This window comes from Mycobacterium paraense (genome assembly GCF_002101815.1).
Lineage (GTDB): Bacteria > Actinomycetota > Actinomycetes > Mycobacteriales > Mycobacteriaceae > Mycobacterium > Mycobacterium paraense.
In genome coordinates, this window is sequence record NZ_LQPM01000011.1 from 1 (window position 1) to 14,463 (window position 14,463).

7 protein-coding genes are annotated in these 14,463 nt (G+C 71.5%); 3 read left to right on the forward strand and 4 right to left on the reverse strand.

What is annotated here, in order from left to right:
* Positions 1 to 133: 133 nt before the first annotated feature.
* Positions 134 to 3,898: a multifunctional oxoglutarate decarboxylase/oxoglutarate dehydrogenase thiamine pyrophosphate-binding subunit/dihydrolipoyllysine-residue succinyltransferase subunit gene (locus AWB89_RS11195; RefSeq protein WP_085173599.1), complete on the reverse strand. Its 3,765-nt coding sequence runs from the start codon at positions 3,896 to 3,898 to the stop codon at positions 134 to 136.
* 465 nt (positions 3,899 to 4,363) lie between these two features.
* Here AWB89_RS11195 and AWB89_RS11200 point away from each other — a divergent pair, with 465 nt between their 5' ends.
* Complete coding sequence (locus AWB89_RS11200; protein ID WP_085173601.1) at positions 4,364 to 7,114, forward strand: PE family protein; 2,751 nt, start codon at positions 4,364 to 4,366, stop codon at positions 7,112 to 7,114.
* A gap of 57 nt (positions 7,115 to 7,171) precedes the next feature.
* Here the strand turns inward: AWB89_RS11200 and AWB89_RS11205 are convergent, their stop codons facing one another.
* Positions 7,172 to 7,936: a hypothetical protein gene (locus AWB89_RS11205; RefSeq protein WP_241520469.1), complete on the reverse strand. Its 765-nt coding sequence runs from the start codon at positions 7,934 to 7,936 to the stop codon at positions 7,172 to 7,174.
* Between the two features lie 198 nt (positions 7,937 to 8,134).
* Here AWB89_RS11205 and AWB89_RS11210 point away from each other — a divergent pair, with 198 nt between their 5' ends.
* Positions 8,135 to 9,853 (forward strand): MFS transporter, encoded by a 1,719-nt coding sequence (locus tag AWB89_RS11210; protein ID WP_085173659.1) that lies wholly within the window; start codon positions 8,135 to 8,137, stop codon positions 9,851 to 9,853.
* On the opposite strand, the gene AWB89_RS11215 is transcribed toward AWB89_RS11210, so the two are convergent.
* Complete coding sequence (locus AWB89_RS11215; RefSeq protein ID WP_085173605.1) at positions 9,850 to 13,245, reverse strand: TM0106 family RecB-like putative nuclease; 3,396 nt, start codon at positions 13,243 to 13,245, stop codon at positions 9,850 to 9,852. The genes AWB89_RS11210 and AWB89_RS11215 overlap by 4 nt on opposite strands.
* A gap of 150 nt (positions 13,246 to 13,395) precedes the next feature.
* Here AWB89_RS11215 and AWB89_RS11220 point away from each other — a divergent pair, with 150 nt between their 5' ends.
* Entirely contained in the window at positions 13,396 to 13,758 is a 363-nt protein-coding gene (locus tag AWB89_RS11220) for a hypothetical protein (RefSeq protein WP_085173607.1), read from the forward strand.
* 18 nt (positions 13,759 to 13,776) lie between these two features.
* On the opposite strand, the gene AWB89_RS11225 is transcribed toward AWB89_RS11220, so the two are convergent.
* Complete coding sequence (locus AWB89_RS11225) at positions 13,777 to 14,355, reverse strand: LppP/LprE family lipoprotein (protein ID WP_085104251.1); 579 nt, start codon at positions 14,353 to 14,355, stop codon at positions 13,777 to 13,779.
* Positions 14,356 to 14,463: the final 108 nt, after the last annotated feature.

A 14,463-nucleotide genomic window follows, 5' to 3' on the forward strand; every position in this document is an offset into this window, starting at 1 on the left:
GTCGCCGCCCGCTCCGCCGCCTCCGCCGGCGCCACCGGCAACAACGGCGCGACGCACACCTGACGTCGCGCCCAGCGTCGAGTTGTGGTGCGAGAACGCGTCTTTCGGCGACAACTGGTCGACGTTCGGCGGCTCAGCGGAACGCCGTGTCCAGGATCTCCTGCTGCTCGACGGCGTGCACCTTCGACGACCCCGACGACGGGGCCGACATCGCGCGGCGCGAGATGCGCTTGAGCCCGGTCAGCTTGTCCGGCAACAGTTCTGGCAGCTCCAGGCCGAACCGTGGCCACGCGCCCTGGTTGGCCGGCTCCTCCTGCACCCAGAAGAACTCGTCGGCGGCCGGGTAGCGGTCCAGCGTCTCGCCCAGCCGGCGCTTGGGCAGCGGGGCGAGCTGCTCGATGCGCACGATCGCGACGTCGTCGCGGTTGTCCTTGGCCTTGCGGGCCGCCAGCTCGTAGTAGATCTTGCCGCTGGTCAGCAGGATCCGCCTGACCTTGCTGCGGTCGCCGACGCCGTCCTCGTAGGTGGGTTCCTCCAGCACCGAGCGGAACTTGATCTCGGTGAAGTCCTTGATGTCGCTGACGGCGGCCTTGTTGCGCAGCATGGACTTCGGCGTGAACACGATCAGCGGCCGCTGGATGCCGTCGAGGGCGTGGCGGCGCAGCAGGTGGAAGTAGTTGGACGGCGTCGAGGGCATCGCGATGGTCATCGAACCCTCCGCCCACAGCTGCAGGAAGCGTTCGATGCGGGCCGAGGTGTGGTCGGGGCCCTGCCCCTCGTGGCCGTGCGGCAGCAGCAGCACCACGTTGGACAGCTGGCCCCACTTGGCCTCACCGGAGCTGATGAACTCGTCGATGATCGACTGCGCTCCGTTGACGAAGTCCCCGAACTGCGCCTCCCACAACACGAGCGCGTCCGGGTTGCCCACGGTGTAGCCGTACTCGAAGCCGACGGCCGCGTACTCCGACAGCGGCGAGTCGTACACCAGGAACTTGCCCCCGGTGGGGGTGCCATCGAGGTTCGTCGCCAGCAGCTGCAGCGGCGTGAACTCCTCGCCGGTGTGGCGGTCGATGATCACCGAATGCCGCTGGGAGAAGGTGCCGCGCCGGGTGTCCTGCCCGGACAGCCGCACCAGCTTGCCCTCGGACACCAGCGAACCCAGCGCGAGCAGCTCGCCGAACGCCCAGTCGATCTTGCCCTCGTAGGCCATTTCCCGGCGCTTTTCCAGCACCGGCTGCACGCGTGGGTGCGCGGTGAACCCGTCGGGCACCGCCAGGAACGCGTCGCCGATGCGGGCCAGCAGCGACTTGTCCACCGCCGTGGCCAGCCCCGCGGGCACGGGCTGGTCCGCCTCGACCGACGCACTGGGCTGCACCCCGTGCTTCTCCAGGTCGCGGACCTCGTTGAACACCCGCTCCAGCTGGCCCTGGTAGTCGCGCAGCGCGTCCTCGGCCTCCTTGAGCGAGATGTCGCCGCGGCCGATCAGCGCCTCGGTGTAGCTCTTGCGGGCCCCGCGCTTGGTGTCGACGACGTCGTACATGTAGGGGTTGGTCATCGACGGGTCGTCGCCCTCGTTGTGGCCGCGACGCCGGTAGCACAGCATGTCGATGACGACGTCCTTGTGGAACCGCTGCCGGAAGTCGACGGCCAGCTTCGCCACCCACGCGCAGGCCTCCGGGTCGTCGCCGTTGACGTGAAAGATCGGCGCCCCCACCATCTTCGCCACGTCGGTGCAGTACTCGCTGGACCGCGAGTACTCCGGCGCGGTGGTGAAGCCGATCTGGTTGTTGACGATGATGTGAATGGTGCCGCCGACGCGATAGCCGGGCAGGTTCGCCAGGTTCAGCGTCTCGGCCACCACCCCCTGGCCGGCGAACGCGGCGTCGCCGTGCAGCATCATCGGCACCACGGAGAAGGCCTTGTCGTCACCGTCGTCCTGGGAACCGCGGTCCAGCAGGTCCTGCTTGGCCCGCACCAGGCCCTCCAGCACCGGGTCCACCGCCTCCAGGTGCGACGGGTTGGCGGTCAGCGAGACCTGAATGTCGTTGTCGCCGAACATCTGTAGGTACACGCCGGTCGCGCCGAGGTGGTATTTCACGTCACCCGAGCCGTGCGCCTGCGACGGGTTGAGGTTGCCCTCGAACTCGGAGAAGATCTGCGAGTAGGGCTTGCCGACGATGTTGGCCAGCACGTTGAGCCGGCCGCGGTGCGGCATCCCGATGACCACCTCGTCGAGGCCGTACTCGGCGCACTGGTCGATGGCCGCGTCCATCATCGGGATCACGCTCTCGGCGCCCTCCAGCGAGAAGCGTTTCTGCCCAACGTATTTGGTTTGCAGAAACGTCTCGAAGGCCTCGGCGGCGTTCAGCTTGCTCAGGATGAACTTCTGTTCGGCCACAGTGGGTTTGACGTGCTTGGTCTCCACCCGCTCCTGCAACCACGCCTGTTGTTCGGGTTCGAGGATGTGGGTGTACTCCACGCCGATGTGGCGGCAGTAGGCGTCGCGCAGCAGGCCGAGCACGTCGCGCAGCTTCTTGTACTCGCAACCGGCGAAGCCGTTGACCTTGAACACGCGGTCGAGGTCCCACAGCGTCAGGCCGTGGTTGAGAATCTCCAGGTCGGGGTGGCTGCGGAAGCGGCTGCCGTCCAGCCGCAGCGGGTCGATGTCGGCCATCAGGTGCCCACGGTTGCGGTAGGCCGCGATGAGCTCCATCACCCGGGCGTTCTTGTCGACGATCGAGTCCGGGTTGTCGGTGCTCCAGCGCACCGGCAGGTACGGGTTGCCCAGCTCGCGGAAGATCTCGTCCCAGAAGGCGTCCGAGAGCAGCATCTCGTGGATGACGCGCAGGAAATCGCCGGACTCCGCGCCCTGGATGATGCGGTGGTCATACGTCGACGTCAGCGTGATCAGCTTCCCGATGCCCAGCTCGGCGATGCGCTCCTCGCTGGCCCCCTGGAACTCGGCGGGGTACTCCATGGCGCCGACACCGATGATCGCGCCCTGGCCGGCCATCAGCCGGGGCACCGAGTGCACGGTGCCGATGGTGCCGGGGTTGGTCAGCGAAATCGTCACGCCCGCAAAGTCTTCGGCGGTCAGCTTGCCGTCGCGGGCGCGGCGGACGATGTCCTCGTAGGCGGAGACGAATTCCGCGAAACGCATGGTCTCGCAGCGCTTGATGCCGGCCACCACCAGGGAGCGCTTGCCGTCCTTGCCCTGCAGGTCGATGGCCAGGCCAAGGTTGGTGTGGGCCGGGGTGACGGCCGTGGGCTTGCCGTCGACCTCGGCGTAGTGCCGGTTCATGTTCGGGAACTGCTTGAGCGCCTGCACCAGCGCGTAGCCCAGGAGGTGGGTGAAGGAGATCTTGCCGCCGCGGGTGCGCTTGAGCTGGTTGTTGATGACGATGCGGTTGTCGATCATCAGCTTGGCGGGAATCGCCCGGACGCTGGTCGCCGTCGGCACGTCCAGCGACGCGGACATGTTCTTGACGACGGCCGCGGCCGCGCCCCGCAACACCTGCAGCTCGTCGCCGTCGGCCGGTGGGGGGGCCGCGGCCCGCGTGGGCGCCGCCGGGGCGGCCGGGGGTGTGGGGGGTGCCGGGGCCGCTGGGGCCGGCGCCGCGGCGCCGTTGCCGCCGGTGGGCTTGGGCGGCGGCGGGGCCGCGGGCGCGGCGGGCTTGGCGTCCGGGACGGGCCTGGCGTCCGGGGCGGGCCTGGCGTCCGGGGCGGGGGCCTTTGCTTCCATCGCCTGCCCGTCACTGGCGTCGGTGGTGGGCTCGGGGTTGTAGTCGACCAGGAATTCGTGCCAGCTCGGGTCGACCGAAGAGGGGTCGTCGCGGAACTTGCGGTACATCTCCTCGACCAGCCATTCGTTTTGCCCGAATGGCGAAATGTTGCTCACGGCCGCTGTTCGCCTCAATTCTTTTGCTCTGCAAGCGCTTTCCGCGCGCCTGCGCCTCTCCCGCGCCCCGATGGTGGGGCACCTCACACCCGCGCCGGTCATCAGGACGTTGCCGCCCCAATAAAGGCTAACCTTTTGCCGGCGATCCGCGAGTGCGACCGGTGGGCGAACCGCTAGCCGGCCTCGTGGACCGGGGGCAACAGCCGCAGGGTGCTCGGCCCACGGCCGGGCGCGACGCGCGTGGTGGGCCGAGCACGGCGACGCGGCCCGCCGCGCCTTGCCGATCATCATCGTGTCGCCGCGCAGGGATTCCATGCCCTCAGCCGGCCGGCCTGCGCGCGGGCCGGGCCGAGCGATGCCCTCTATATGAAAATACCTAAAGTCGTTTGATTTCGATCTAAACATGCGTATGGTACGGTTTCGAACCAAAACACCTCATCAGTAGTTCCTCGACGGGAGTGTGAGATGTCGTCTTACCTAGTCGCAACACCTGCGGCCTTCGCCAGTGCGTCCACCGACTTGAGCGCGATCGGGGAGGCGCTCAGGGAAGCGGCCGCGGTGGCGGCGCCGTCGACGACGGGGATCGCCCCCGCAGCCCTCGACGAGGTGTCCGCGGCGCTGACGCAGCTGTTCGGCAGTTTCGGGCAGGAGTTCCAGGCGCTGAGCGCGCAGTCGGCGGCCTTTCATGCCCAGTTCGTCCAGTTGTTGTCTTCGGGGGGGATCGCGTATGCGGCTGCCGAGGCCGCTAACTCCTCACCGCTGGGGACGTTGCAGCAGGATCTGCAGGCCCTCGCGGCGAACCCGTTCTCGCCGGTGAAGGACCTCACCGGACGCCCGTTGTTCGGTGACGGCGCCAACGGCGCGCCCGGCACCGGGCAGGCCGGTGGCGCCGGCGGGTGGCTGTTCGGCAACGGCGGCAACGGCGGGTCGGGCGCAAACGGCCCCAACGGTGGCAATGGCGGTGCCGGCGGGTCGGCGGGGCTGTGGGGCCACGGCGGTGCCGGCGGTGCCGGCGGCAACGCGACCGGCGCCGGCGGAACCGGTGGCAACGGTGGGGCAGGCGGGGCCAATGGGCTTCTCGGCGGCGGCAACGGCGGGGCCGGCGGTATAGGCGGCATGGGTGGCCAGGGCGCTGTCGGGCCGACCGGCGCGGTGGGCGTCAACAACGGCCACGGCGTTCAGGGCCTGACCGGCGGGGCAGGCGGGGCCGGCGGAGCCGGTGGGGCCAACCAGGCGCTATTCGGTGGAACCGGCGGGGCCGGCGGAGTCGGCGGTCAGGGCGGCATGGGCGGCACTGGCGGGGCCGGGGCGAGCGGTGTGGGCTCCGGCGTGGCCGGCGGCGATGGTGGTACCGGCGGGACCGGCGGTAGCGCCGGGGCCGGTGGCGCCGGTGGCGCCAACCACGGCTTGATGTTCGGGAACGCCGGCGCGGCGGGCCACGCGGGCACCGGCGGCCAAGGCGGTTTGGGCGGTAACGGCGGCGAGGGTGATGCCGGCGCGATCGGCACGGTGGGCGTCAGCAACGGCCAGGGCAGTCAGGGCTTCGCCGGTGGGGCCGGCGGTGCGGGCGGCACCGGCGGCAGCGCGGGTGTCGGCGGCACCAACGGCAGCGGTGGCGTCGGCGGGCATGGCGGCCTGGGCGGCAACGGTGGTGAGGGTGCCAGCGGTGTGGGCTCCGGCGTGGCCGGCGGCAAAGGCGGCGACGGCGGTACCGGCGGCGCCGCGGGTGGCGCCGGGGCGGCCGGCACCGGTGCGGGTGCCGCGGGCACCGCGGGCCACGTGGGCACCGGCGGTAACGGCGGCCAGGGCGGCGCCGGTGGCGACGGGGATGTCGGGACGGCCGGCGCGGAGGGCGTCAACGGCGGCCTGGGTAGTGACGGCTTCGGCGGCGGGGCCGGCGGTGCGGGCGGTCACGGCGGCAACAGCGCAGCCGGCGGGACCAACGGTTCTGGCGGCCAGGGCGGCGCCGGCGGTCAGGGTGGCAACGGCGGTACCGGCGCTGACATGACCGCGACGGGTAACGACCTCGACCACGGCGGCATCGGCGGCAAGGGCGGCGACGGCGGCGCCGCGGGCGCCGGCGGGGCGGTCGGCGCCGGCGGCACCGGCGGGACCGATGGCAATGGCGGCACCGGCGGCAACGGCGGCGACGGCGGCCACGGCGGCCAGGGCGGCCCGGGCGCTGCGCAAGCCGACCCGTCGCGGCCCAGCGGCGTTGACTCGCCTTCCGGCGGCAGCGGCGGCGGCGGTGGCAAGGGCGGCGCCGGCGGCGACGCCGGCGGCGCGACCGGCACCGGCGGCACCGGCGGCACCGGCGGCACCGGCGGTATCGGCGGTACCGGCGGCACCAGCCCCGGTTACGGAGGGAGCTACGGCGGCTTCGGCGGCAACGGTGGACCAGGCGGCTCCGGCGGCGCCGGCGGTGGCACGCCTAACGGCGGGACCAACGGCACCGGCGGCGGCGGTGGCACCGGTGGTGCCGGCGGCACCGGCGGCTTCAACTCGAGTGACGTCGGCAACTTGATCACCGGCGGCGGCGGTGGCGGCGGCGGTATCGGCGGGTCCGGCGGCGACGCCGGCACCGGCGTGGGCAGCGGCGGCACCGGTGGCACCGGCGGCACCGGCGGCACCGGCGGCACCGGCAGCGAAGCCCTCAGCACCTCCGGCGGCAACGACCTGGCAATCGGTTCCGGCGGCTTCGGCGGCACCGGCGGTTCCGGTGACCTCGCCTCCGGCACTACCGGCGGCGCAGGCGGCGGCGGTGGCGGTGGCGGCGCGGGCGGTACCGTGGCGGCCGGTAACGCCGCAGGCGGCGGCGGTGGCGGCGGCGGTGGGGCCGCATCCGCGAGCGGAACCGCCGGTAACGGCGGCGCCGGCGGGCAGGCAACGTCCTTCGCTGGCAACGCAATCACCACCACGACCAACGGCGGCCCGGGCGGCGCCGGTGACCCAGGCGGCGCCACCGGCACCGGCACGGGTGGTGGTGGCGGCGGCGGCGCCTCCAACATCCCGGACCTCGGACTGACCGGCGACGGTTTACCCGGCGACGATGGTGTGGCCGGAGGCGCAGGCGGCGTCGGCATCGGCCAGAACAACTCCGGCGGCGCCGGCGGCACCGTCGGCAACGGTGGCCAAGGCGGCCTGTCCTTCGGCGGGATTGTCAGCGGCGCCGAGGGCCGCCCCGGGACGTACCCGGACTGGACCGGCAACCCCTAACACCCGTTACTAGAAGAGTCGGGGTGGCCCGGCGCTGCGGATAACCGCGGCGCCCGGTCACCCCGCCTCGTGGACCGGGGGCAACAGCCGCAGCGTGCTCGGCCAACGGGCGGGCGGGGACCCGAACGCGTGGCGGGCGTTGCTGACGATCTTTTTGCCGACCATCCGGTTGCCGGCGCCGCCGATCACCGCCCCGATGCCCACCGGCAGCGCCTTGCCGAACATCAGCGCACCCTTGCGCACCGTGTACCGCTTGACGAAGTACTTGAGCATCCGCGTGTTCAACCGGCCCAGCGTCGGCAATGGCACCGACGCCATGCCCTCGGCCAGCCAGCCACCCTGGGTGCGGCCCGGGCCGATCAACTCGCCGATCGCGCGACGGCTGTCGTCCCCGACCAGGACGGCCAGCACCAGCGCGCGGCGTCGTTCGCGGTGGTCGGCCGGGATGTTGTACACCGCGGCCTTCGCCAGCACGAACAGGGCGGTGGCCTCGACGAAGAACACGGTCTCCCCGGCGCCCGCGGACACCGCCGTCAGCGTGCCGACCCCGGGGAACGTCGCTGCCGACCCGACCGCGGCCCCGCTGGCCGTCAGCGCGGCCAGGTAGCGCTTTTCCAGCTTGGCGTCGATCTCGGCCGGGCTGGCTCCCGGGTGCGCCCGCCGCAGCCGCGTGACGTAGGCCTCCGCCGCGGGGCCGTGGATGCGCGTGCTGCGCTCGATGACCTGCGCCAATGCGCGCGCCGATGCCTTGGGCCGACCCCCGTCGTCCGGCGTCTGGTCCAGCTTGGACATATGTGAAGCTCTGTTCCGTCGGGCTCGCATACTGCCTCTCCTGGCCTTTCCCCGCCGCATAGCGTCCTTTCCAGGCTAACCCGGCTTTGCCAATACGTAGGTCGGTCGCGATGCCCGAGGTGTTAGTCGATTGCCGCATCGGGATAATGCGGGCAGGGTGAGGTTTCGGGCCGTTCGTTTCCAGGGGGAGGCCACATGACCAGGGCGACGTCGAGTCGCGCCGACTTCATGACGCGGTGGAACTCCGCGATGGCTTCGAATGCGCGCGGCGCCGGGAATCCCTGGAACGCGCTCTGGGCGATGATGGTCGGCTTCTTCATGATCATGGTCGACTCGACCATCGTCGTGATCGCCAACCCGACCATCAAGTCCGACCTGCACACCGGCTACGCCACCGTGGTCTGGGTGACCAGCGCCTACCTGTTGGGATACGGCGTCGTGCTGCTGGTGGCCGGCCGGCTCGGCGACCGGTTCGGCACCAAGAACCTCTACCTGATCGGGCTGGCGGTCTTCACCGCCGCATCGATGTGGTGCGGGTTGTCGGGCAGCGCCGCCATGCTTATCGCGGCCCGGGTGGTCCAGGGCGTGGGGGCCGGGGTGCTCACCCCGCAGACCCTGTCGACGATCACCAGGATCTTTCCGCCCGAGCGGCGCGGGGTGGCGGTGAGCCTGTGGGGCTCCACCGCCGGCGTGGCCACCCTGGTCGGCCCGCTGGCCGGCGGCGCGCTGGTCGACGGGTTGGGCTGGCAATGGATCTTCTTCGTCAACGTCCCCATCGGCGTCGTCGGGCTGGCGTTGGCCGTGTGGGGAATTCCCGTGCTGCCCACCCAGGCGCACCGGTTCGACCTGGTCGGTGTCGGGCTGTCCGCGCTGGGCATGTTCTTGATCGTGTTCGGCCTGCAGGAGGGGCAGGCCGGCCACTGGCAGCCCTGGGTGTGGGCGATGATCGTTGCCGGCCTCGGGTTCATGTCGGTGTTCGTCTACTGGCAGGCCGTCAACTCCCGCGAGCCGCTGATCCCGCTGCAGGTCTTCGCCGACCGCGACTTCACCGTTTGCAACGCCGGGGTCGCCGTCACCGCGTTCGCGACGACCGCGATGATGCTGCCGGTGCCGTTCTTCTTGCAGGCCGGCTGCGGCCTGTCGCCGACGCGCTCGGCCCTGGTGATCGCGCCGATGGCGGTCACCGGCGGCGTGCTGGCGCCGTTCGCGGGCATGATCGTCGACCGCTACCACCCGCGCCCGGTGCTCGGATTCGGGTTTTCGATGATGGCGATCGGGCTGACCTGGCTTTCGTTCGAGATGTCCCCGTCGACGCCTATCTGGCGGCTGCTGCTGCCGTTCGCGATCATCGGCGTCGGGAGCGCGTTCGTGTGGGCGCCGCTGACGGCCACCGCCACGCGCAACCTGCCCGACGACCTGGCCGGGACGGGCTCGGGCGTGTACAACGCGGTGCGCCAGCTCGGCGCGGTGCTGGGCAGCGCGGGCATGGCCGCGTTCATGACGTGGCGGATCGGCGCCGAGATGCCGTGGGCCGGCCCGGTCGGCGACGACACCGCCTCCGCGCAGCTGCCCGAGTTCCTGCGCGCGCCGTTTTCCACCGCGATGGCGCAGTCGGTGCTGTTGCCCGCGTTCATCGCACTGTTCGGCATCATCGCCGCGCTGTTCCTGCTTGGGTTCGCCCGCTCTCCGGTGACGCCCTGGGATCCGGCCGACGAGGGCGACGTCGCGGACGACGACTATGACGACGACGAGTACGTCGAGTTCATTCTGCTTCGCGAGCCGGACGTCGGCCCCGCGCCGCGGCTGGGGCCGATCGGCCTTGCCCACAAGGGTTCTCGTGTCGAGGGCGGGCACCCGCCGCGCCCGATGGTGTCGCCGGGCCACCGCTACCGGCCCGATCCGGACGAGGCCCCCACCGGCTACGGCCGGCACTCGTCGGCCGATTAGTCGCGCGTCAGCGCCAGAAATGCGCCCAGGTCGACCAGGCCCGCGGGGGTGCCCGGCAGATACTCGGTGAGCAGCCGCGAGCGGACGATCACCGCGGCGTACTGCGCCCGGCTGACCGCCACGTTGAGCCGGTTCCTGTTGAGCAGGAACGAGATTCCGCGTGGCACCACGTCGACCGACGACGCCGTCATCGACACGAAGACCACCGGCGCCTGCCCGCCCTGAAACTTGTCGACAGTGCCGACCCGGACGGCGCCGAGCTTCGCGGAAGCCAGCCGCCGGCGGATCAGCGTCACCTGGGCGTTGTAGGGGGCCAGCACCATCACGTCGGAGGCGGCCAACGGCCGGCAGCCGTGCTCGTCGGTCCACGACCGGCCGAGGATTTCCCCGATCTGCGCGACGATCGCGTCCGCCTCCTCGGGGCTCTCGGTCGAGTTGCCTTGGTGGGCAACGGCGCTGACGTGCACGCCGGGCGGGTAGCCGGCGAGGTGGCGCGCCGCGGCGCACTCGTGGGAGTGCAGCCTGCCCTCGTAGGACAGCGCGGACACGGCGGCGCAGACGGCCGGGTGCATGCGGTAGGAGCGGTCCAGGAAATAGCCGCGCTCGTCGGGCAGCGTGCGCCCGCCGTCCACCAGCCAGGCCAACGCCGACGTGTCGACCGGTTCCGGATGCGTGCCCTGGCTGACCTGCGGCAGCTGCTGGGGATCGCCGAGCAGCAGCAGGTTGGCGGCCGCCGGCGCCACCGCGATGGTGTTGGCCAGGCAGAACTGGCCCGCCTCGTCGATCACCAGCAGGTCCAGCGCGCCCGGCGGGACCCGGCTGGCGTTGGCGAAATCCCATGCGGTGCCGCCGATCACGCAACCGGGGCCGGCGATGAACGCCGTGTACTCGTTGGACTCGATCTCCTGCCAGCGGGGCGCGTCGCGGCCCGCGGGCTTCTTCGCAACCCGCGCCGGGTCCAGGCCGGCGTCGATCAGGCAGTCCAACAGGTTCTCCACCGTGGCGTGGGATTGCGCCACCACGCCGACGCGCCAGCCGTGGCCGGTGACCAATCGTTCGATGACGCGGGCCGCGGTGTGCGTCTTTCCAGTGCCCGGCGGCCCGTGCACCGCCAGGTACGACAAGTCCAGATCGAGGGCCGCGGCGGTGATGTCGGCGACCGTGTCCCCGCTGCGGGGCAGCGGGCCGGCGCTGCGGGTCCGGGGCGCGCGGCGCAGCAGGATGTCGGCCACGGCGCTGCGCGGCAGGCGTGGCAACCCGGCCGCCACCGCGGCGGCGGTCGTTTCGATCGACTCCCGCAGCGCCGTCGTCGGGATCGGTGGGCCCGGGGCGAGCGCGAACGGCAGCTGGTGAAAGGTGTTGCCGTCGTTGCCGACTCGCTCCACAATGGTGACCGTCGTGGGCACCGCCGGGTCGTCGCACGCGATGACCTCGGCGCGGCCGGCCGCGCGCCGGTCCGGGTTGTCGGTCATGCCCGGCGGGGCCGGCGGCTCGTAGAGCGCGAAGACATTTTTCATCAGGTCGCCGCGCGCCAGCTGCCCGTGGAGCCGCACCTGGCGCCGCGGCTTGCGCCCGCGCGGCGGGGTGTGCCAGTCGGCGTCGACCGACGCCGACTCGGCCAGGAAGACGTCGGTGTCGTCGGACCACTCCTCGACCGGGAAGTTCAGCCGGTCGAAATGCGCCCACCAGAACGGCTTGTCCTCGCGCCGGTGGTAGCCGCGGGCCGCCGACACCAGGGCCACCGCAGTCTGCTCGGGCGAGCGGGCGCCGACTCCGGCGTCGCCGGTGAACGCCGACAGTGTCACCGCCAGCCGGTCGCGGTCCTCGACGGTGTTGCCCTCCGGAACGGGTTGGGCGCCAATCGGTACGACGCCGGACTCGTACGCGCGCAGCATCAGCCAGTTGCGCAGCTCACGGGTGGAGCGGCAATCGTAGTGGTTGTAGTCCTCGATCTCCTTGAGCACGGACGCGGCGTCGTCGTGCCGGCCCGCGGCGCGCAGCTCGCAGTAGCGGGCGTAGGAGGTGATCGACTCGGCGGCCGTGGTGACGTCACCGGCGCGCAGCTGCGCCCCCATGTAGAGCGGCTCGAGCGCCTTGAGGCTGAACGACTCCGCGCCCACCCGAATGCTCTTGCGCACCAGGGGATAAAGGTCGACGAGGGTACCGCTGCGCAGCAGCTCGTCCACGTCGTCCTCGCCGACCCCGTACCGCCCGGCGAGCCGCAGCAGCGCCGTCTTTTCGTAGGGGGCGTAGTGGTAGATGTGCAGGTTGGGCCGGCGCTTGCGGCGCTTCTTGACCATCGCCAGGAAGTCGATGAGCGCGGCGCGCTCGTCCACCCGGTCGTGCGCCCACAGCGCCTGGAAGTTTCCCGTGGCGTCCAGAACGCCGAAGAGATACTCGAGGCCCCAGTCGTGTGCGTCGGCCGTCCACAGCGGGTCGCCCTCGAAGTCGAAGAACAGGTCACCGGGGTCCGGCTCGGGCAGCAGGGTCAGCGGCTGCGGGTCGACTATCTCGAATTGCGGGATTTGGGTGTCGCGCTGGCGCAGTTGCAGTTTGGCCTGCGCCGTCAGCTTGGCGAGCGCCGAGGGCGCCAGGTCGGGCACCGCGCCGCTGTGGTCGGCCAGCGCGGAGATGGTGGTGATGCCGGCATCGATCAGCCTGTCCCGCTGGGTGATTCGCATGCCGGCGACCAGCAGCAGGTCATCGGTGGCGCGCAGCTGCTCGGTGCACAGCGGGCAGCGAAAGCAGGCGGCCACGCCGTCGTCGTCCCAGCGCACCGGGGCACCCGCGGCGTGATGCTCGTCGAGCAGCCGCTGTAGATGCGCGCGCTGCGAACGGTAGACGGGAATGAGGTCACCGACCCGGTAGCGCACGACCGTGCCGTCGCCCAGCTCCAGTTCCGCCTCAGGCGCCACCGCGACGCCCGAGTCGGCGAGCGCGTCGGCGTAGGCCGCCAGCTGCAGCAACGCGGTGACCTTGGGCGAGCGCGCCAGCTTGGTGTCGGTGACCCGGTAGCGGTCGCCGTCGAGCACCAGGAAGTCGGCGAAGCCGACGAAGCGCCCGTCGAACATCGCGGCCTGATAGACCACGGGCGCGCGGCCGGCGACGGCGCGCCGGGTGGCCTCGGCCGCGGCGGCCAGCCCGGCGACGGTGTATGCCGGACGGCCGATGATCGCGACGCCATCGCCGAACTCGTCGCGGAATCGGTCGAGGCGGCGCCGCTCGTGTTCGGTGCCGAGGGAGGCGATTCGCGCGAACAGTTCGTCCTCGACGCTGACCGGGGGACCCCAGCCGAGTTTGGCGTCGAAATCCCGCAGCAGGGCGTACTCGCAGCGGGCGGCCGCCGCGAGATCCGACGCGCTGTAGACGATCCTGTCGCCGGTGACGAACACAGCTGCAACTCTAGGCGAGGGGACCGACATAAAGGCCGAACTTTTGGGTCGGGACCTGGCTCGGCGGCGAAACCTTCTGTGCGGCAGGAAAAGTGGACGGGTCGCAGGGGTGCCTGCTACCGCCGCCCACCCAGGCGGTAGCGTCACCGGGTGATCGTTACCGGGGCCTTTCTTGCCGAGTCGGCCGCGGTGGTCGACAACAAGCTGGACGTGCATGGTGGCGTGCTGTCCCGGTTCATGGTGGGGCCCGACCGGTTGGCCCGCTTTTTGCTTGTCGTGCTCACGCAATCCGAGGCCGACGACGCGGACGGCCGGGTCAACGCCGAGATTTGGCCCCCGACGGGCGACGAGCCGCGGCGACTGGCCTTCCAGATGCCCGCGGAGGCCACGGTCGGCGAAATCGGCTTCGCCTTCTTCCCCGTCGAGGTGAGCTTGCCCGTCGACGGCCGGTGGGTGATCGTCGTCGCCGGCGGGCCCGGGGTGATCTCGCTTCCGCTCGTCGTCGGCAGCTGACGAAGGCCGCCGGTCGGCTCAGCGGCCGGGGGCGTTGCCGATCAGCTGGACGCCGTTGCCGTCCCAGTGGAACCGCACGTCGGTGCTCAGACCCGTGATGCCGGAGGGATAGGTCAGCGCGACGGTGTCGCCGGTTGTCTGTGCCGCGTCGATCCCGTTGAACCCGTAGGTGTCGGGCACGCCCTGCGGGATGAACTGGCCGAGGTGAAAGAGCACCGCCCGGGTCGACGGGTTGCCGGCGTTCGTGTTGGCCTTGATGATCACCGCCGACAGCTGGGCGCACTCGTTGTAGTTGCCGGCCAACGGCTCGGGGTTCCAGGCCTGCTGACTGCGGGGGTCGCGCGGCAGCTCGGAGACCACTTTCGCGATCGTGGGCGAGGCGAGGTTGACGGCACACGGATCGGCCGGCGCCGGGCTACCGCCGGGCGGGGCGGCGGCCGGGGTCGGGGTGGCCGGGGCGGTGATCGACGCGGTCTCGCTGGTCGTCGTCGACTGCGGCGTCTTGGCGACGGTGGAATCGCCGGAACCGCAGGCTGTCAGGACCGAAGACACGACAACGGCGAGGGCCGTCAGCGCGCGATGAGTCAGCGAATACACATCGCGAAACCGTACCGTTATCCGTCGCTCACGTGCGGCAAGCGTGCCCGCGTGCCGCGGCGCGGGGGCCCGCTTCGGTGCCACGGGCGCTCGCCGGCGCTCGCGATT

Coding starts and splice junctions, on each gene's coding strand:
- AWB89_RS11200 (WP_085173601.1), top strand. CDS start 4,364: ATGTCGTCTTACCTAGTCGCAACACCTGCGGCCTTCGCCAGTGCGTCC.
- AWB89_RS11205 (WP_241520469.1), bottom strand. CDS start 7,936: ATGCGAGCCCGACGGAACAGAGCTTCACATATGTCCAAGCTGGACCAG.
- AWB89_RS11210 (WP_085173659.1), top strand. CDS start 8,135: ATGACGCGGTGGAACTCCGCGATGGCTTCGAATGCGCGCGGCGCCGGG.